Origin of the sequence: Stenotrophomonas sp. NPDC047960 (assembly GCF_043204395.1) — a bacterium.
Taxonomy (GTDB): Bacteria; Pseudomonadota; Gammaproteobacteria; order Xanthomonadales; family Xanthomonadaceae; genus Stenotrophomonas.
This window is the reverse complement of sequence record NZ_JBIDBX010000001.1, coordinates 543,425-562,601: the sequence shown is the minus strand read 5'-3', so window position 1 is coordinate 562,601 and position 19,177 is coordinate 543,425. Positions and strand designations below refer to the sequence as shown.

General features: G+C 66.6%; 17 protein-coding genes and 1 pseudogene. 17 read left to right on the top strand and 1 reads right to left on the bottom strand.

Annotation, left to right across the window (positions count from 1 at the left end; all coding sequences use genetic code 11):
• The first annotated feature begins 37 nt into the window (after nucleotides 1–37).
• From ACGFZ3_RS02715 to tsf, 4 genes are all read left to right on the top strand, one after another.
• Nucleotides 38–307 carry a hypothetical protein gene (locus ACGFZ3_RS02715; protein ID WP_392916050.1) on the top strand — a complete coding sequence of 90 codons (270 nt, stop codon included), beginning with the start codon at nucleotides 38–40 and terminating at the stop codon, nucleotides 305–307.
• Nucleotides 286–1,002 carry a molecular chaperone gene (locus ACGFZ3_RS02710; protein ID WP_392916048.1) on the top strand — a complete coding sequence of 239 codons (717 nt, stop codon included), beginning with the start codon at nucleotides 286–288 and terminating at the stop codon, nucleotides 1,000–1,002. The genes ACGFZ3_RS02715 and ACGFZ3_RS02710 overlap by 22 nt, the downstream gene beginning before the upstream one ends.
• A 213-nt stretch (nucleotides 1,003–1,215) precedes the next feature.
• Complete coding sequence (gene rpsB, locus ACGFZ3_RS02705) at nucleotides 1,216–2,022, top strand: 30S ribosomal protein S2 (RefSeq protein ID WP_392916045.1); 807 nt, start codon at nucleotides 1,216–1,218, stop codon at nucleotides 2,020–2,022.
• 126 nt (nucleotides 2,023–2,148) lie between these two features.
• Nucleotides 2,149–3,030, top strand: coding sequence for a translation elongation factor Ts (tsf, locus tag ACGFZ3_RS02700; RefSeq protein ID WP_392916042.1), 882 nt, complete (start codon nucleotides 2,149–2,151; stop codon nucleotides 3,028–3,030).
• A gap of 460 nt (nucleotides 3,031–3,490) precedes the next feature.
• On the opposite strand, the gene ACGFZ3_RS02695 is transcribed toward tsf, so the two are convergent.
• Nucleotides 3,491–4,186 carry an AIM24 family protein gene (locus ACGFZ3_RS02695; RefSeq protein ID WP_392916039.1) on the bottom strand — a complete coding sequence of 232 codons (696 nt, stop codon included), beginning with the start codon at nucleotides 4,184–4,186 and terminating at the stop codon, nucleotides 3,491–3,493.
• A gap of 274 nt (nucleotides 4,187–4,460) precedes the next feature.
• Here ACGFZ3_RS02695 and ACGFZ3_RS02690 point away from each other — a divergent pair, with 274 nt between their 5' ends.
• The 13 genes and pseudogenes from ACGFZ3_RS02690 to ACGFZ3_RS02630 all read left to right on the top strand — a co-directional run bounded on the left by ACGFZ3_RS02690 (nucleotide 4,461) and on the right by ACGFZ3_RS02630 (nucleotide 18,788).
• Nucleotides 4,461–5,960: a GGDEF domain-containing protein gene (locus tag ACGFZ3_RS02690; protein ID WP_392916036.1), complete on the top strand. Its 1,500-nt coding sequence runs from the start codon at nucleotides 4,461–4,463 to the stop codon at nucleotides 5,958–5,960.
• A 124-nt stretch (nucleotides 5,961–6,084) separates the two neighbouring features.
• Nucleotides 6,085–6,813, top strand: coding sequence for a UMP kinase (gene pyrH / locus ACGFZ3_RS02685; RefSeq protein ID WP_392916033.1), 729 nt, complete (start codon nucleotides 6,085–6,087; stop codon nucleotides 6,811–6,813).
• A 47-nt stretch (nucleotides 6,814–6,860) separates the two neighbouring features.
• The gene (gene frr, locus ACGFZ3_RS02680; protein WP_392916030.1) at nucleotides 6,861–7,415 is read left to right on the top strand and encodes a ribosome recycling factor; all 555 of its coding nucleotides are present in this window, start codon (nucleotides 6,861–6,863) and stop codon (nucleotides 7,413–7,415) included.
• Nucleotides 7,416–7,420: 5 nt separating this feature from the next.
• Nucleotides 7,421–8,191 (top strand): polyprenyl diphosphate synthase, encoded by a 771-nt coding sequence (gene uppS, locus ACGFZ3_RS02675; protein ID WP_392916027.1) that lies wholly within the window; start codon nucleotides 7,421–7,423, stop codon nucleotides 8,189–8,191.
• Complete coding sequence (locus ACGFZ3_RS02670; RefSeq protein WP_392916024.1) at nucleotides 8,188–9,012, top strand: phosphatidate cytidylyltransferase; 825 nt, start codon at nucleotides 8,188–8,190, stop codon at nucleotides 9,010–9,012. Before uppS ends, ACGFZ3_RS02670 begins: the two co-directional genes overlap by 4 nt.
• Before the next feature lie 2 nt (nucleotides 9,013–9,014).
• Nucleotides 9,015–10,205 (top strand): 1-deoxy-D-xylulose-5-phosphate reductoisomerase, encoded by a 1,191-nt coding sequence (dxr, locus tag ACGFZ3_RS02665; protein WP_392916022.1) that lies wholly within the window; start codon nucleotides 9,015–9,017, stop codon nucleotides 10,203–10,205.
• A 34-nt stretch (nucleotides 10,206–10,239) separates the two neighbouring features.
• Complete coding sequence (rseP, locus tag ACGFZ3_RS02660; RefSeq protein WP_392916019.1) at nucleotides 10,240–11,598, top strand: RIP metalloprotease RseP; 1,359 nt, start codon at nucleotides 10,240–10,242, stop codon at nucleotides 11,596–11,598.
• Nucleotides 11,599–11,671: 73 nt separating this feature from the next.
• Nucleotides 11,672–14,095 (top strand): outer membrane protein assembly factor BamA, encoded by a 2,424-nt coding sequence (gene bamA, locus ACGFZ3_RS02655; protein WP_392916016.1) that lies wholly within the window; start codon nucleotides 11,672–11,674, stop codon nucleotides 14,093–14,095.
• A 599-nt stretch (nucleotides 14,096–14,694) separates the two neighbouring features.
• Complete coding sequence (gene lpxD, locus ACGFZ3_RS02650) at nucleotides 14,695–15,717, top strand: UDP-3-O-(3-hydroxymyristoyl)glucosamine N-acyltransferase (RefSeq protein WP_392916013.1); 1,023 nt, start codon at nucleotides 14,695–14,697, stop codon at nucleotides 15,715–15,717.
• Nucleotides 15,714–16,169, top strand: a complete 456-nt coding sequence (fabZ, locus tag ACGFZ3_RS02645; protein ID WP_068850460.1) for a 3-hydroxyacyl-ACP dehydratase FabZ — start codon at nucleotides 15,714–15,716, stop codon at nucleotides 16,167–16,169. Before lpxD ends, fabZ begins: the two co-directional genes overlap by 4 nt.
• Nucleotides 16,166–16,951, top strand: coding sequence for an acyl-ACP--UDP-N-acetylglucosamine O-acyltransferase (gene lpxA, locus ACGFZ3_RS02640; protein WP_392916009.1), 786 nt, complete (start codon nucleotides 16,166–16,168; stop codon nucleotides 16,949–16,951). The genes fabZ and lpxA overlap by 4 nt, the downstream gene beginning before the upstream one ends.
• 14 nt (nucleotides 16,952–16,965) lie before the next feature.
• Nucleotides 16,966–18,141, top strand: a pseudogene (gene lpxB, locus ACGFZ3_RS02635) (lipid-A-disaccharide synthase); the annotation flags it as partial.
• Nucleotides 18,138–18,788 carry a ribonuclease HII gene (locus ACGFZ3_RS02630; RefSeq protein WP_392916006.1) on the top strand — a complete coding sequence of 217 codons (651 nt, stop codon included), beginning with the start codon at nucleotides 18,138–18,140 and terminating at the stop codon, nucleotides 18,786–18,788. The pseudogene lpxB and the gene ACGFZ3_RS02630, both read left to right, overlap by 4 nt.
• Nucleotides 18,789–19,177 lie beyond the last annotated feature (389 nt).

The window sequence follows — 19,177 nt, the reverse complement described above, 5'->3', positions numbered from 1 at the left end:
GGGCCGATATCCCGACCACCCCCCGCTGCCGATCCGGATGAACCGACGCCGCCGCGCCCCTGTCACCACCTGCGTGGCGCTGACCACCCTGCTGTCTGCCGTCCACGCGGCCAATGCGCCACTGCAGGTCCGCCTGCGGATCGTGGAGGCGTGCACACTGGACGCAGACGCTGCGCGTGCCAGGTGCCGCAGCGCACACCGACGCAGCGACGACAGGATCCCGGCCCCGCCCCAGGTGCAGCAGCTGACCCCGGCGGGCGAAGACGACGAACACGCCCGCCGGCCATGGCTCACCCTGACCTTCTGATCCGCGCCTGCCTGCTGCTGGCGCTGCTTGCTCCGGCCGCCGCGCATGCGCTGGACATTTCCCCGCTGCGCGTTGTGCTGCGCCCGGACCAGCAGGACGCCGAACTGTGGCTGCACAACGAGACGGCGCAGGCGTGGTCGGGCCAGGCGCGGTTGTACCGGTGGGAGCAGAGCGCCGACGCCGAACGCCTGACCCCGGCGCAGGACCTGGTGGTGAGCCCGATCCGGCTGGCGCTGGCACCGAACGCCCGGCAACGGGTACGGGTAGTCCGGATCGGACCCGCCCCGAGCGCCGAGCAGGGGTACCGACTGGTACTCCGGGCCGCACCCGAAAGCCCGCCGCTGCAGGTGTCGCTGCCGGTGTTCGTAGCCGGGCCGCAGCCGCGCCCGGCGCCCGCCCTGTCCGCCAACCTCCGCGAGGCCGCAGGCCACGCCATGCTGGCGCTCTACAATGGCGGCACCGGCCACGCGCGGCTGGCGGACCTGAGCTTCATCGGCCCCGACGGACGCGCCACGTTGCTGTTTCCGGAGCTGGCCGGCTATGTCCTGGCCGGCAGCACCCGCCTGTGGGCCTTGCCCGGCCCCGCCGCAGGCTATGCGGGGGGCCGTTTCCGGGCCCGGATCGGCGACGCGGAACCCGGCGACCTCCCGGCCGCCGCCCCGCCAATTGCGCGGGGACGCCTGCCCGGGCTATAATCGACCGGATCTCCCCGCGCCCTGTGCGCAGGAGCCCCGTCAACACCGGACGTCACCGGTGAATCCACACCTGCCGCCCATATCCGTGCCGGGGTGCTCCGCGAGGAGTTCGGACACGGAAGCGACAGGGAAGCCAAACCCCGGAACCCTCCGCCTTGCGGCGGACCGCCCTTTATTACCCTTGGCGGTCGGTTCCTCATCAGGAGTATTGCAATGCCCCAGGTCACCATGCGTCAGATGCTGGAAGCCGGCGTCCACTTCGGCCACCAGACCCGTTACTGGAACCCCAAGATGGGCCAGTACATCTTCGGCGCCCGCGGCAAGATCCACATCATCAACCTGGAAAAGACCGTTCCGCTCTTCAATGACGCGATGAACTTCATTTCCAGCATCGCGCAGAAGCGCGGCACCATCCTGTTCCTGGGCACCAAGCGCAGCGCACGCGAGTCGATCCGCGAGGAAGCCGAGCGTTGCGGCATGCCGTTCATGAACCAGCGTTGGCTGGGCGGCACCCTGACCAACTTCCGTACCGTCAAGCAGTCGGTTGCCCGCCTGAAGGAACTGGAAGCCGGCGAAACCGACGGCAGCTTCGACAAGCTGGTCAAGCATGAAGTGCTGGGCCTGCGTCGTGAGCGCGACAAGCTGGAAGCCTCGCTGGGCGGCATCAAGGACATGAACCGCCTGCCGGACGCCATCTTCGTCATCGACATCGGCCACGAAGACATCGCCATCAAGGAAGCCAAGAAGCTTGGCATCCCGGTGATCGCGGTGGTTGATACCAACTACAACCCGGAGCTGGTCGACTACGCGATCCCGGGCAACGACGACGCCATCCGTGCCGTGCAGCTGTATGCCCGCGCCGCTGCCGACGCCGTGCTGGAAGGCAAGGCCGCTGCGCCGCACGCTGCCACCGTCCGTGAAGAAGAGTTCGCCGAAGCTCCGGCTGGCGAAGAAGCCAAGCCGGCCCGCCGCGCTCCGGCCAAGAAGGCTGCTGCCGACAAGGGCGAAGCCCAGGCCTGATCTAGGCCCGCGGTGGGCGCCTGGCGCCCGCCGCTCCTGTCCGCTGCCGCTGGCGCGATGACAGGATGCTGTCACATGGGCCGGCCACGATGCCGGCCCAACCCCTTTCTTTCGTGAGGAATTCCCGTGGAAATCACTGCTTCCCTGGTCAAGGAACTGCGCGAGCGCACTGGCGCCGGCATGATGGAGTGCAAGAAGGCACTTACCGAAGCCAATGGCGACATCAACGCCGCTGCCGAAGCGCTGCGCAAGTCCGGTGCTGCCAAGGCCGACAAGAAGGCTGACCGCGTGGCCGCCGAAGGCCGCCTGGGCCTGGCCCAGGCCGACGGCAAGGCCGTGCTGGTCGAAGTCAACTCGGAAACCGACTTCGTCGCCAACGACGTGAACTTCAAGAACTTCGTCAACGACGTTGCCGCTGCCGCCCTGGCATCGGGCGCCGCTGACGTGGACGCGCTGAAGAGCGCCCCGCTGGCCAACGGCCAGACCGTCGAAGAATCCCGCGCCACCGCGATCCAGACCCTGGGTGAAAACATCCAGATCCGTCGCATGATCAAGCTGGATACCACCGGCAACATCGGCGCCTACGTGCACACCAATGGCAAGGTTGGCGTCCTGGTCGACCTGCACGGCGGTGACGTCGAGCTGGCCCGCGGCCTGGCGATGCACGTTGCCGCGCTGAAGCCGCCGCACAACAAGGCAGGCGACGTGCCGGCCGACTTCGTGGCGAAGGAAAAGGAAATCGAACTGGCCAAGATGTCCGAAAAGGACAAGTCCAAGCCTGCCGAGATCCTGGAAAAGATCATCAGCGGCAAGATCAACAAGATCGTCAGCGAAGTGACCCTGTACGGCCAGCCGTACGTACTGGACAGCGACAAGACTGTCGAGCAGGTCGTCACCGCCGCCAAGGCGGACGTGGCCGGCTTCCAGCTGCTGATCGTCGGCGAAGGCATCGAGAAGGTCGTCGAAGACTACGCGGCCGAAGTGATGAAGCAGGCCGGTCTGGCCTGATCCATCGCCTCAAGCGATGAAACGAAAAAGCCCGGCGCGAGCCGGGCTTTTTTGTGGGTGTATTGCTGTGTTTCAAAGGTGCTGCGAAGAGCAGCGTTTCAGTGGTTGCGAGCTGGGGAGGCCGTCGGGCAGCCCCGACAGATGGTCGCAGGCGGACGCGAAGAGCAGACACGCACGGCGTGCCCCTACGCGGGGTCGGTAGGGTCGCTTCCCAAACGACCGCCGACAATGCACATCGGCCCGGTAACGCATGACCCAAAAACGAAGAGCGCCGTTGATCTCCGCTGGCCACCGGCCAACCGTCAGGGGGTCGGCGGCGGTGGGTTTGCGGGACTGTCAAAAACATGGATGTTTTTGCCAAGCCTCCACGGACGGATTTACGGCGTGTCCCGCAAACCCACCGCCGCCGGCCCCAGCGCGGCACACGCGGAGACCGAGGCTGTTGCTGTTGCCTTTGCTCTCAGCCCTTCGCCTGGAACGTAACTTCCTCATACGGCTGCACCACCACCCAGCCTTCGCCGGCGAAGCGCAGCTGCAGCGTTTCGCCCGAGCCACGCCCGACCAGCGTGCCCAGAGAAATGTCGGTGACGATCTCGGGCGTCAACGAACCGGACCAGGCCACCGTCGCGTTCGGGTCGGTGAACACCGGGCCGCCCTGCGCCGTCACCGGCAGCGTCAGCGGCTCGTAATGCGAGGTGATCGCCACGATCCCGTGCCCGCTCAGGCGCATGTTGAACAACCCGCCCGAGAGCATGCCCGCCACCTTGCGCATCATCGTGATCTTCGAATCGATCCCCGTCTCGAACGCCAGCACATCGTTGCCGTTGACGAAAATCGACTCGCCCGCCAGCCGCAGCAGCGTCACCTGCTTGCCCGCATCGGCCAGGTAGGCCCGGCCCTGGCCCTCGATCTTCATCAGCTGCAGCCCCTCACCGCTCACCATCTTCTTCAGCAGCGTGCCCAGCCCCTGCTCCAGCAGGCCCTGGCGGGTGAACTTCACCGCCCCCTTGCGTGCAACCATCGAGCCGGCCTTGGCCCAGACCATTCCGTTCACCCGCACCTCCAGCATGTGCAGGCTCTCAAGCTCGAACGCGTCCGCACTGACGTCTTTTTCGTGCGTGCTGGCAAGGAATTCCTGAAGCGACTTTACGGCCATGGGGTCCATCCTTTTCTATTGGAGGCCGAATGGTACCCGCGCCACCCGCCATCGCGCATCACCGAACCCCACGCGCGCCACTCCCCCATCCGTCGGCGAATGTGATACCAAAGAGCTTGCCGCCCCACGCAACACGATCTGCCCGTTGGTTTTGCATCGAAAGGCACCTCGGCCCCCACTTGCCGACCGCACAATTTTCCTCAACGCAAGCACCGACACTCAAATCTGTGACGCACTCCATGTATTCTTGCCACATCACCTCAGTATTCCTGCCATGCCTCCCGAGCTGACAGCCGCCCTGGCGCTCTGCCGCAACCTGCCCTCGCCGCCCGGTATTGCCCTGCGCATCATCGAACTGGCGCAGGACCCGGAAACGGATATCACCACCGCCGCCGACGTCATTGCCATCGACATGGCGCTGAGTGCGCGCATGCTGCGCATTGCCAATTCGCCGCTGTATGCCAGCCGCCGCCGGATCGAGAACCTCGGCCAGGCACTGACCATGCTGGGGCTCAACGCCACCGTCAGCCTCGCCCTGGGTTTCACCGTCACCCAGGAGCTGACCGCCCCCGGGCAGGGCCAGGACGTGCGGGAGCGCGCCTGGCGGCGCAGCATCCTCAGCGCGCTGGCGGCCAGCCTGCTGGGCCAGGCCCGCGGCCTGCGCAAGGCCGAGGAACTGATGCTGGCCGGACTGCTTCAGGATATCGGCGTACTGGTGCTGGCCCAGAGCGAGCCTGATCGCTATCTGCCGCTGCTGCGCCAGGCCCGCGACAACGAGGCCCTCATCGCACTCGAACGCGAGCATCTGGACTGCACCCATGCCGAGGTTGGCGCGTGGATGGCCGAGCAGTGGGACCTGCCCCGCTACCTGGTGGACGCGATCGCCCGCAGCGAATCGCCAGCCGCGGCCGAGGACAATTTCCAGGCCTGCGTCGCCCTGTCGGGCGCGGTCGCCGACATCTGGCTCAGCGCCGACGCGGATGCCGCCCGCGAACACGCCCTGCAGCAGGTCAACGACACCCTGAAGCTGGACAGTGCCCAGTTCGACCAGGTGCTGGCCCGGATCGGCGAGGCCCTGCCCGAGATCAGCGCCCTGTTCGAAACCAGCCTGATCTCCCCGTCGCGCGTGCAGCAGCTGATCGACCATGCGCAGGAGCTGGCGACCCTGCGCAACCTGCGCGAAATGCAGGATGCGGCCCTGGCCCGCCAGCGCGCCGACGAATTCGAGGCGCGCGCCAACCGGTTGGCCGAGCAGGCCCACCGCGACGCCCTCACCGGAGTGCTCAACCGCCGGCAGCTGGAAGCGGTGCTGGAACAGGAGTTCCTGCGCGCCACCCGGCACGGCTGGCCGCTGTCGGTGGCCTTCATCGACCTGGACGATTTCAAGAAGATCAATGACGCCCATGGCCACCTGCTCGGTGACCAGGTGCTTCGCGAGTTCGCCACCAAGCTGCAGGAACACCTGCGCAACAGCGATACCGTGGCCCGCTTCGGCGGCGAGGAATTCATCGCCCTGCTGCCCAACACGACCGAAGGGGTGGCGCTGGACGTGGTGCGCCGGGTGCTGGCCAGCATCGTCAACACCCCCATGGCCGAAGTGGACGACGGCCCGCTGTTCGTCACCTTCTCGGCCGGCGTGGCCACCCAGGGGGGCTATGAGCGGTTCGCCGATGTCCAGGACCTGCTGAAAGCCGCCGACGACGTGCTGTACCGTTCAAAGAACCTGGGGCGCAACCGCGTGATTGCGCGTTCACCCGGGACCGCCACCGCCTGAATGGAGTCAGGGACCGGCAATCCACCGCCGTGGCAGGGCCGCGCCGCACTGCAGCAGATTTTCCACGCCGAGTGCCGCGGCTTCCAGTAGAATTCCCGCGTTTTCCACGCATCCAGAGGCCACCATGTCCAATCTTTCCTATCGCCGCATCCTGCTGAAAGTTTCCGGGGAGGCATTGATGGGGGATGAGGACTACGGCATCGACCCCAAGGTCATCAACCGCCTGGCACGTGAAGTGATCGAAGCGCAGCAGGCCGGGGCCGAAGTGGCGCTGGTCATCGGCGGTGGCAACATCTTCCGCGGCGCCGGCCTGGCAGCCGGGGGCATGGACCGCGTGACCGGCGACCAGATGGGCATGCTGGCCACCGTGATCAACGCGCTGGCAATGCAGGACGCCCTGGAGAAGCTGGGCGCCAAGGCCCGCGTGATGAGCGCGATCAAGATCAACGACGTGTGCGAGGACTACATCCGCCGCCGCGCCATCCGCCACCTTGAAAAGGGCCGCCTGGTGATCTTCGCCGCCGGTGTCGGCAGCCCGTTCTTCACCACCGATTCCGGTGCCGCGCTGCGCGCCATCGAGATCGGCGCGGACCTGCTGCTCAAGGCCACCAAGGTCGACGGCGTGTACGACAAGGACCCCAACAAGCACGGCGATGCGGTCCGTTTCGACTCCCTGACCTACGACGAAGTGATCCGCCGCGGGCTGGAAGTGATGGACACCGCCGCCTTCGCCCTGGCCCGCGACAGCGACCTGCCGCTGCGCGTGTTCGACATGGGCCAGCCGGGTGAACTGCTGAAGATCCTGCACGGCGAGAACATCGGCACCCTGGTCCGGGGCCGCGACAACGCCTGAGAGGGGATATAATCGCCCGATTCCCAGTGACATCCAGGATTCGGGCGATGCTCAACGATATCAAGCAGGACGCGCAGACGCGCATGGCAAAGAGCATTGATGCTCTGAAGCACACCCTTACCACCATCCGTACGGGGCGCGCCTCCACGTCCCTGCTGGACCGGGTCACGGTCAATGCCTATGGCAACGCCAGCACCCCGCTGAACCAGGTGGCCAACGTCACCAACGCCGACGCGCATTCGCTGCTGGTCACGCCCTTCGACAAGAGCATGATCAAAGAGATCGAAAAGGCGCTCTACAACATCGAACTGACGCCCAACACCATCGGCACCGCGATCCGGGTCAACCTGCCGCCGCCCACCGAAGAGCGCCGCAAGGAGCTGGCCAAGCAGGTCCAGAAGGAAGGCGAAGGCGCCAAGATCGCGATCCGCAACGTCCGCCAGGACGCCAACAAGGCCGTCGCCGCCCTGCTCAAGGACAAGGCGATCAGCGAAGACGACAAGAAGCGCGGCGAAGACGACATCCAGAAGCTGACCGACAAGGCCATCAAGGACGTCGACACTGTCGTGGCCGAGAAGGAAAAGGAACTGATGTCGGTCTGAGCGCCATGACCCAGGCCCCGACCAGCAGCTCCACCGCCGCCGTGCCCCGCCACGTTGCCATCATCATGGATGGCAACGGCCGCTGGGCGCAGAAGCGTCGTCGCCCGCGCGTGATCGGCCACCGGGCCGGTGCGCGCGCGGTCAACCGCACCATTGATTTCTGCCTGGAGCGCGGCGTTGCCGCGCTCACGCTGTTTGCCTTCTCCAGTGAAAACTGGGGCCGGCCGAGCGATGAAGTCGACGCGCTGATGAAGCTGTTCCTCAATGCCCTCGATCGCGAGGTGGATGAACTCCACCGTCGTGGCGTACGCGTGCGCTTCATCGGCGAGCGCGAGCGCTTCGGTGCCGGGCTGGTCAGCCGCATGCAGCTGGCCGAGCAGCGCACCGCCGGCAACACCGCCATGACCCTGAGCATCGCCGCCAGCTACGGTGGCCGCCAGGACATCGCGCGCGCCGCACGTGAACTGGCCGCCGAGGTGGCCGCCGGGCGCCTGCTGCCCGAACAGATCGACGAAGCGCTGCTCGGCAGCCGCGTCGCCCTGGCCGACCTGCCGCCCCCGGATCTGTTCATCCGCACGGGCGGCGACACCCGCATCAGCAATTTCCTGCTGTGGCAGCTGGCCTATACCGAACTGTGGTTCACCGAGGTGCTGTGGCCCGAGTTCGACGCCGCCATCCTGCAGCAGGCGCTGGACGCCTACGCTTCCCGTGAACGCCGCTTCGGGCTGACCAGCGCCCAGATCGCCGCCCTGGCCACCGAGACGTCCACCCCATGACCAAAACCCGAGTCATCGCCGCGCTGATCATGGCGCCGGTCGCCATTGCCGCGATTCTGCTGCTGCCCACCCAATGGCTGGCCGCCGCCGCCGCCGGTGTGTTCCTGATCGGGCTGTGGGAATGGCTGAAGCTGGCCGATGTCGACGACACCCTGGCCCGCACCGTGCTGCTGGTGCTCAACCTGCTGCTGATGGTGCTCATCGTGTGGGCCGATGCCGGCACCCTGGTGCTGTACCAGATCGCCGCACTGGTCGGCATCGGCTGGTGGCTGCTCGCTCTGCTGTGGTTGCGCTTCTTCAGCTTCGGCGCCGAGCCGGGCAGCCGCGCCCGTGCGCTCAAGCTGCTGGCCGGCAGCCTGGCCATCGTGCCGGCCTGGGCCTCGCTGGTGCTGATCCATGCCAGCGGCGACAAAGGCCACCTCTGGCTGCTGACCGCGCTGGCCCTGGTCTGGGCCGCCGATTCGGGCGCCTACTTCGCCGGGCGCACCCTCGGCCGTACCAAGCTGGCCCCGCGCATCAGCCCCAACAAGACCTGGGAAGGGCTGGGTGGCGGCATGCTGGCCGGCCTGCTGGTGGCCCTGGTGTTCGGCTGGATCGCCGGGATCGCGCCCGAGCACGTGGTCGGCCTGGTCATCACCACGGTGGTTGCCGTGTTCGCCTCGGTACTGGGCGATCTGTACGAAAGCCTGATCAAGCGCCACGCCGGCGCCAAGGACTCGGGCCACATCATTCCGGGCCACGGCGGCGTGCTGGACCGCATCGACGGCGTGCTGGCCGCGCTGCCGGTATTTGCACTGGGCAAGGAAATCTTCGGATTCTGAGCATGCAGAGCACTCTCGCCCCCCGCCGGGTTGCCGTGTTCGGCGCCACCGGCTCGATCGGCGCATCCGCGCTGGACGTGATCGCGCGCCACCCGGACCGTTACCGCGCCACCGTGCTGGCTGCCGGCACCCAGGTGCAGGCGTTGGTCGCACTGTGCGTGATCCACCGGCCCGCGCATGCGGTGATCGCCAGCGAGGCCCTGTATGCCACGCTGCGCGAAGGCCTGCTCGCCGCCGGCCTGGACACCCAGCCGCATGCAGGTGCCGCCGCGTTGGACCAGCTGGCCGCCAGCGATGCGTGCGACACCCTGGTCGCGGCCATCGTCGGCGCCGCCGGGCTTTCCTCTACCCTGGCCGCCGCCGGAGCCGGCAAGCGGATCCTGCTGGCCAACAAGGAATCGCTGGTTCTGGCCGGCGAGCTGCTGATGCAGCGCGCCAGCGCCGCAGGCGCCGAGATCATCCCGATCGACAGCGAACACAGCGCCATCTTCCAGTGTCTGCGCTCGCGCGATGCCAGCCTGGACCAGGCCGGCGTGCGCCGGATCCTGCTCACCGCGTCCGGCGGCCCGTTCCGCGGACGCACCCGGGCCGAACTGGCCGGGGTCACCCCGGCCCAGGCGGTTGCCCACCCGAAGTGGTCGATGGGCCCGAAGATCTCGGTGGATTCGGCGACGTTGATGAACAAGGGCCTGGAGGTCATCGAGGCCCATCACCTGTTCAACATCCCCGGCGAGCGCATTGAAGTGCTGGTCCACCCGCAGAGCCTGGTGCATTCGCTGGTCGAGTTCGTCGACGGCTCCACCCTCGCCCAGATGGGCCTGCCGGACATGCGCACCACCCTGGCCGTAGGCCTGGGCTGGCCGCATCGCATCGAATCCGGGGTGGGCGGTCTGGACCTGCTGAGCCAGGGTCGGCTGGATTTCGAGGCCCCCGACGTCGATGCCTTCCCCTGCCTGGGCCTGGCCTGGCAGGCGATGGCCGCCGGTGGCACCGCCCCGGCGGTACTCAATGCGGCCAATGAAGTGGCGGTTTCAGCGTTTCTTCAGGGGCGGATCGCTTTCCTAGCCATTCCAGGCCTGGTGGCTAACGCTCTTTCAACACTGCCTTCAGCGTCCGCCGATACACTGGAGGGCCTGCTGGCTGCCGACCAGCACGCCCGCCACATCACCCAAGCCGCCATCGACCACGCCTGAATGCCCCTCCCGCCCCCTTCCCGCGACGTCCACCATGGGTGAATTCATCGGCTCCGTCTGGTGGATGATCGTCAGCCTTGGCCTGCTGGTGACCTTCCATGAGTTCGGTCACTACTGGGTCGCGCGGCGCTGTGGCGTGAAAGTGCTGCGCTTTTCGGTCGGCTTCGGCAAGCCACTGTGGATGCGCCGAAACCGCAACGGCACCGAATTCGCCATCGCCGCCATTCCGCTGGGCGGGTACGTGAAGATGCTGGATGAGCGCGAGGTCGAGGTGCATCCGGCCGAGCGTGGCCTGGCGTTCAACCACAAGAGCGTCTGGCAGCGCATCGCGATCGTGGCCGCCGGCCCGATCGCCAATCTGGTGCTGTGCGTGGCCATGCTGTGGGCCATGTTCGTGCTGGGCAAGCAGGATTACTCGGCCACCATCGGCCGCACCACCGGCATGGCCCAGGTTGCCGGGTTGCAGGCCGGCGACCGCGTGGTAAGCGTGGACGACCGAAGCGTGCTGACTGCTGGCCAGGCGGCAATGGCGCTGACCACGGCCGCGATGGACCGCCACGATGCGACCGTGGAAGTGGTGGATGCGCAGGACCAGCTGCATACCCGCACCCTGCCGCTGTCGCAGCTGCCAGCCGGCTTCGATGAGCGCTGGGTGGCCTCACTGGCCGGCCTCACCTGGCAGTTCCACCTGCAGCCGGCACTGGTCGAGCAGGTGCTGCCCGACTCCGCTGCCCAGGGCGTGCTGCTGCCGGGCGACCTGGTGGTGGCCGTGGACGGCCAGCGCATCGATGCCGCCGACCAGGTTTCTCCGGCCATCCTGGCGCTGGGCCGGCGCGGTGGACCGGGCATGATCGAGGTGCTGCGCAACGGCGACCGGCTGGCGCTGGAAGTCACCCCGCGCCAGGGCAAGGATGGCCGCGGCCAGCCGACCTGGCAGATCGGCGTCGGCTTCCCGCAGGCCAGCGCGCCGGCCTATGACACCACCCTGCAGTACGGCCCGCTGGCAGCCGTTCCGGCTGCGCTGCGTGAAACCGCGCGTGCGGCAGGCGATTCGCTGGGCATGATGCGCCGCATCGTGACCGGCAATGCCTCGCTGCAGAACGTTTCCGGGCCGGTCACGATCGCCCGCGTGGCCAACCAGACCGCCCAGCGCGGGCTGGACTGGTTCCTCTGGTTCCTGGCCGTGCTCTCGCTCAGCCTGTGCATCATCAACCTGCTGCCCATCCCCATCTTGGACGGCGGGCACCTGCTGTATTACCTTATCGAGTTGGTCAAGGGCAGCCCGCTTAGCGAGCGTGCCATGGCGGCGGGCCAATACATCGGCCTGGCCATGCTGGCCGGACTGATGGGACTGGCGTTCTACAACGACATCCTCGGTCTGTTCCCGCGATGAACTTTTACCCTTTTGTCGTCGTCTTATGCGCCGGCATCCCGCAACATCGTATTCGACTCCAACCGGACGTGACATGACGCGACTCCCCAATCGCCGCCTGCTTGCCCTCGCACTCGCCGCCGGTTTCGGCGCGCCCGCCCTGGCCCAGGCAGCCGAGCCCTTCACCGTCAGCGACATCCGTGTCGATGGTCTGCAGCGCATCACCTCCGGTACCGTGTTCACCTATCTGCCGGTGGAACGTGGCGAGACCCTGACCGACAGCAAGGTCGGCGAATCCATCCGCGCCCTGTACAAGACCGGATTCTTCGAGGACGTCCAGCTTGAGCGGCAGGGCGACATCCTGGTGGTCACGGTCAAGGAACGCCCGGCGATCAACAAGCTGACCGTCACCGGCAACAAGGACATCAAGAGCGACCAGCTGCTCAAGGGCCTGAGCGACATCGGCCTGAGCGAAGGTGGCACGTTCGATCGCCTGAGCCTGGACCGCGTGACCCAGGAACTGCGCCGCCAGTACAACGACCGCGGCAAATACAACGTCGAGATCACCCCGACCGTCAGCCCGCTTGACCGCAACCGCGTGGACATCACCATTGCGATCAAGGAAGGCAAGGCCGCCAAGATCCAGCATGTGAACCTGGTCGGCACCGAGAAGTTCGAGTCCAAGGACATCCTGGAAACCTGGGAATCCAAGGAGCACAACTGGGCGTCGTGGTACCGCCGTGATGACCAGTACTCCAAGGAAAAGCTGTCCGGCGACCTGGAAAAGCTCAATGCCTGGTACCTGGACCGCGGCTACGTGGACTTCAGCATCGACTCCACCCAGGTCTCGATCAGCCCCGACAAGCGCGACATGTTCATCACCGCCGGCGTGACCGAAGGTGAGCAGTACAAGATTTCCGAGATCAAGGTCACCGGCGACACCATCCTTCCGCAGGAAGACGTGGAGCGCATGCTGATCCAGAAATCCGGCGATACCTTCTCGCGCGCCCTGCTGGAATTCAGCTCGGATGCCATCACCAATTCGCTGTCCAACATCGGTTACGCGTTCGCCAAGGTGAACCCGATCCCGACCAGCAACCGCGCCGAACGTACCGTGGCGATCAACATGCAGGTCGTGCCGGGTCCGCGCGTGGGCGTTCGCCGCATCGTGTTCAAGGGCAACACCCGCACTTCCGACGAAGTGCTGCGTCGTGAAATGCGCCAGTTCGAAAACAGCTGGTACTCGCAGGCCGCGATCGACCGCTCCAAGATCCGCCTGCAGCGCCTGGGTTACTTCGAATCGGTGGACGTGGAAACGCCGCCGGTCACCGGCAGCAACGACCAGGTCGACGTGGTGTACAACGTCAAGGAAACCACGTCGGGCAGCTTCGTGTTCGGCCTGGGCTATTCGCAGTCCTACGGCATGACCACTTCGGTGCAGCTGTCGCAGAACAACTTCCTGGGCGGCGGCAACCGCGTATCGGTCGAAGCCTCGCGCAGCAGCTACCTGCAGCGTTACGGCTTCTCCTATACCAACCCGTACTTCACCGACGACGGCGTGTCGCTGGGCTACAACCTTTCCTGGCGAGAGCTGGATTACTCCGACTTCAACACCGCGCAGTACAACAGCACCAACGGCGCAGCGCAGGTGGTATTCGGCGTGCCGATCACCGAGAACGACACCGTCTCGCTGATGGTGGGCATCGACAGCAACCAGATCACGACCTACCAGGGCTCGACGCCGCAGTCGATCATCGATTACATCGATGCCATCGGCAGCAAGACGTTCCACTCCTGGCGCACCGAACTGGGCTGGGCCCGCGACACGCGCAACGACTACTTCATGCCCACCCGCGGCATGTACCAGCGCGTGGGCCTGGAAACGACCCTGCCCGGCTCGACGGTCGAGTACTACAAGCTGAACTACCAGGTCTCCAAGTACTGGCCGATCATCCCGTCGCTGGTCATCAACACCCGCGCCGAAATCGGCTACGGCGACAGCTACGGCAACGACGTCACCCGCGACCTGTGCTACACCGCACCGACCACCGCGAACCCGAACCCGACCCAGACGGTGAACTGCAACACGTCCTCGCCCGATTACGTAAAGACCGTCACCGCCTCCGGCCTGCCGTTCTTCGAAAACTTCTACGCCGGTGGTACCAACTCGGTGCGTGGTTTCGAAGACAACACCCTGGGCCCGCGCTCGGAGCCCACGCTGTCGTACAACCGTGGCCAGCCGCTGGGTGGTTCGCTGAAGACCGTCGGCTCGATCGAAGCCTACTTCCCGCGCCTGTTCGACAGCCCGTCGGCCCGCGTCTCGGCGTTCTTCGACGTCGGCAACGTGTACACCGGCGTGGACAACTTCAAGGCCAACGAGCTGCGTGCCTCGGCCGGTGTCGCCCTGCTGTGGCGCGCCCCGGTCGGCCCGATCTCGATCAGCTACGCCTTCCCGCTCAAGAAGGAAGACGGCGACGAAATCGAAAGGCTCCAGTTCACGTTCGGTGGCCAGTTCTAAATCCACCGATCGCACACGAAGACGCCGGGCATGCCCGGCGTTTTTGTTTGTGGCGCATAGGGCAACGGCCAACGGCGAACGGCGAACGGCGAACGGCGAACGGCAGCGTTTCAGCTTTTACGTGCTGGGGAGGCCGACGGGCAGCCCCGCTCCGGGACACGCCGTAAACCCATCCATGGGGGCTTGGCAAAAACATCCATGTTTTTGACAGTCCCTCCGGGGGCTGCCCGCCGGCCTCCCCTGCAAGGTGGGTCGCAGGCGGAAACGAAGAGCAGCCACGCAGGGCGTGGCTCTACGCGGCCACGTGGAAATGATCGACACTGCTCTTGATCACCCTTGGCCACCGACAAAGCTGTCGAAGGCGGGTCGGGGCGGGTTTGCGGGGGTGTCAAAAACATGGATGTTTTTGCCAAGCCTCCAAGGACGGATTCACGGCGTCCCCCGCAAACCCGCACCGTCCCGCCAAACCAGGAGACAACGGGCCACAGGCTGTTCGCCCAAGTGCGTGAAGCCGCCGGGCAGAGCCCGGCGCTACGGGATCGCCTGCCACCCCAACCCCCGAACATGACCGAAGTCACGCCACACGGTAAACTCCCGGCGTGAACACTCCTACCTATACCGCCCAGCAACTCGCCGAGCAGTTTGGCCTGCAGGTCCATGGTGATGGCAGCACCGCCATCCGTGGCGTGGCCACGCTTGCCCATGCCGGCCCCGGCCAGCTGACCTTCCTGGCCAACCCGCGCTACCGTGCCCAGCTGGCCGACAGCCAGGCCGGCATCGTGGTGCTGCGCGCCGAGGATGCCGAAGCCGCACCCGGTACCGCACTGATCGCCAAGGATCCGTACACCACCTTCGCCAAGATTGGCGCGCTGTTCGACATCGCCCCGACCCGTCCCCCCGGCATCCACCCCAGCGCTGTCATCGATCCCCAAGCCCAGGTCGCGGCCAGTGCCCACATCGGCCCGTTCGTCACCATCGGCGCGCGCAGCGTGATCGGCGAAAACTGCATCATCGGCGCCGGCAGCATCATCGGCGAAGACTGCAGCCTGGACAGCGGCTGCGAACTGATCGCCCGCGTCACCCTGGTCACCCGTGTCCGGATCGGCAAGCGCGTGCGCATCCACCCCGGCGCCGTGCTCGGCGCCGATGGCTTCGGCCTGGCGATGGATGCCGGCAGCTGGATCAAGGTGCCGCAACTGGGTGGCGTGCGCATTGGTGACGACTGCGAGATCGGCGCCAATACCTGCGTGGACCGCGGCGCCCTCGAAGATACCGTGCTCGACAACGATGTGCGCCTGGACAACCTGGTCCAGATTGCCCACAACGTCCAGATCGGCGCGCACTCGGCCATCGCCGGCTGCACCGGCATCGCCGGCAGCGCGAAGATCGGACGTTACTGCCTGCTCGGCGGCGCCGTCGGCGTCGTCGGCCACCTCGAGATCTGCGACAAGGTGGTGATCACCGGCAAGTCCGTGGTGCGCAACTCCATTACTGAACCGGGCGAATACTCGTCCGGGACCCCGTTGACCGACAATCGCACGTGGCGCAAGAACGCCGCGCGCTTCAAGCAGCTCGATGCCCTGGCCCGTCGCATCCTGTCTGTGAGCAAGGAGAAGGAATGAGCCACGAACAGAAGCTGCCGGACATCACCCAGATCCAGGCGTTGATCCCGCACCGTTACCCCTTCCTGCTGGTCGACAAGGTTGTCGCCATCGATTACGAAAAGCGCACCATCGTTGCCACCAAGAACGTCAGCATCAACGAACCGTTCTTCCAGGGCCACTTCCCCAGCCAACCGATCATGCCCGGGGTGCTGATCATCGAAGCCATGGCCCAGGCCGGCGGCGTGCTGACCCAGCTCACTCTGGGCCGCGATGCGCAGTCCAAGCTGTTCTACATGGTGAAGGTGGACAAGGCGCGCTTCAGCAAGCAGGTGGTGCCCGGTGACGTGCTGGAAATGCACGTGGAGATCAAGCGCGTGATCCGCAACATGGCGGTGTACGACTGCGTGGCCAAGGTCGACGGCGAGATCGTCGCCTGCGCCGAAGTGCTCTGCGCCGGCACGCGCGAATGAACGGGCCGCTCATCCACCCCACCGCGGTCATCGACCCGTCGGCGAAACTGGCGGCGGATGTACGTGTCGGTGCGTTCTGTCTGATCGGTGCCGAGGTCGAGATCGGCGAAGGTACCGAAGTCGGCCCGCACTGCTCGATCCACGGCCCGACCCGGATCGGCCGCAACAACCGTTTCATCGGCCACGTCGCGGTGGGCGGCGAACCGCAGGACAAGAAGTACGCTGGTGAGCGCACCGAGCTGGTGATCGGCGACGACAACGTGTTCCGCGAATTCGTCACCCTCAACCGGGGCACCGGCGGTGGCGGAGGCGTCACCACCATCGGCAACGGCAACTGGATGCTCGCTTACACCCACGTCGCCCATGATTGCCACGTGGGCAACCACTGCGTGTTCTCCAACAACACCACACTGGCCGGCCACGTGACCGTCGGCGACTACGTGATCATCAGCGGCTTCGCCGGCGCCCATCAGTTCTGCCGGATCGGTGCGCACGCCTTCCTGGGCATGGGCGCACTGACCAACGGCGACGTGCCGCCGTTCACCATGGTCGGCAGCGACTCGCTGGGCCGCCCGCGCGGCATCAACAGCGAAGGCCTCAAGCGCCGCGGCTTCGATGCCGAGCGCATCGCCAGCATCAAGCGTGCCTACCGCACGCTGTACGTGGCCGGCCTGCCGCTGGCCGAGGCCAAGGTGCAGCTGGCCGAACAGGCCGCGCACAGCGCAGACGTCAAGGACATGCTGGACTTCATCGAGCACGCTGAGAGGCCCCTGCTGCGATGACGGCGCCGGGCTCTTCGCGACCGCTGCGGATTGCGCTGGTTGCCGGCGAAGCCTCCGGCGACCTGTTGGGCGCCGGCCTGGTGCGCGAACTGCAGCAGCGGTTCCCGGATGCGGAGTTCGCCGGGATTGGCGGCGACGCGATGCGCAGCGCCGGCTGCCTGACCTGGTTTGATGCCAGCGAGCTGGCAGTAATGGGCCTGACCGAGATCCTGCGCCACCTGCCGCGCCTGCTGAAGCTGCGCAATGAATTCCGCACGCGGGTGCTGGAGTGGCAGCCGGACGTGTTCATCGGCATCGATGCACCCGACTTCAACCTGGGGGTGGAGCGCTGGCTGAAGCTGCGTGGCATTACCACGGTGCACTACGTCAGCCCGTCGGTATGGGCGTGGCGCGAGAAGCGTGCCGAAAAGATCGGCGCCAGCGCCGACCTGGTGCTGTGCCTGTTCCCGATGGAACCCCCCATCTACGCCCGCCATGGTATCGACGCTCGTTTCGTCGGCCACCCGATGGCCGATGACATTCCGCTGCACAGCGACCGCGAAGAGGCCCGCGTGGCCCTGGGCCTGCCGGCCAATGCCAAGGTGCTGGCGGTCCTCCCGGGCAGCCGGCTGGGCGAGATCAGCAGGCTGGGTGGCGCGTTCTTCGAAGCGGCCTGGCAGGTATCCGAACGTATTCCGGGCCTGCACGTGGTGGTGCCGGCGGCCAACCCAGCGTGCCGCGCATTGATCCAGGAACAGCTGTCGCGCTCGGCGCTGCCGGTGGCTTACTCGCACCTGCTGGACGGCCAGGCGCGCCTGGCGATGATCGCGGCCGATGTGGTGGTGCTCGCATCGGGCACGGCCACGCTGGAAACGATGCTGGTGAAGCGGCCGATGGTGGTGGGTTACCGGGTGGCGGAGCTGACCTACCGCATCGTGAAGGCGCTGGGCCTGATCAAGGTGGACCGCTTCGCACTGCCGAACATCCTGGCGGGCAAGGACCTCGCGCCGGAACTGATCCAGCACGACTGCGTGCCGGACAAGCTGGCCGACGCGATCCTGCAGTGGTTCGATCATCCGCAACGCGCCATCGAGATCCAGGACACGTACGAAAAGCTTCACCTGCAGTTGCGCCAGGACGCGTCGGCGCGCGCGGCCGACGCGGTGGCGGAACTGCTGGCACGCAAGCCGCGCGGGAACGCGCCGGCATGAGTCGCCGCCACGCTCCGGCGGCCTCGCTGGCGCTGTTCGACGGGGCGGCGCTGGCCACCGTGGCGCCGCGCTATGTGGCGGGCGTGGACGAAGCCGGTCGCGGGCCGCTGGCCGGCCCAGTGGCGGTAGCGGCGGTGGTGTTCTGCCCGGAGCGCCCGCGCCTGAACGGGCTGGACGATTCCAAGCAGCTCACGGCGATCCGGCGCGACCAGCTGTTCGACAGGATCCAGCAGCGTGCGCTGGCCTTCCATGTGGTGATGGTGGACGTGGCGGAGATCGATTCGCTCAACATCTACCAGGCCACGATGCTGGGCATGCGCCGGGCGGTCGAGGCGGTTGCGCACGTGGCGCAGTTCGCGCGCATCGACGGCAACGTGGTGCCCAAGGGCCTGCCCTGCCCCGCGCAGGCGCTGGTCGGCGGCGACGCGCTCGACCGCGCGATCATGGCGGCCTCGATTCTGGCCAAGGTCAGCCGCGACCGCTACATGCACCAGCTGCACGAGCAGCACCCCGAATACGGTTTCGACCAGCACAAGGGCTATGGCACCCCGGCCCACCTGGCCGCCCTGCGCACCCACGGCCCCTGCCCCCACCACCGCCGCAGCTTCGCGCCCGTGCGCGATTCCTTGGTCGCTGGCGTCGCTTAGCGCCGGGCCCTGCCCGGCCTCATGCATTCAGGCGAACAGCCGGTTAGCGCCTGGTTCTCTGGTTTGGCGGGACGGTGCGGGTTTGCGGGACACGCCGTGAACCCATCCTTGGGGGCTCGTAGAAAACATCCATGTTTTCTACGGTCCCGCAAACCCGCCCCGCCCCACCTTCGACAGGTGGTCGGTAGCCATAGCCAAGGCAAAAGCGCCACCGGCTCGGTTCAGGGCTCGACCCGCTGCTCTCCGATCCGGGCCACGTCAAGCTTGATGGAATAGAGCCCCTTCTTGTTGAAGGGGGCGCGCCAACGGCGCGGGGTTAAGGTGGAATGCTCGGACATCACGGGCCGCAGGCCCTTGATGTCAAGCCTTGTTCCGCTTGCCCCGCGCGG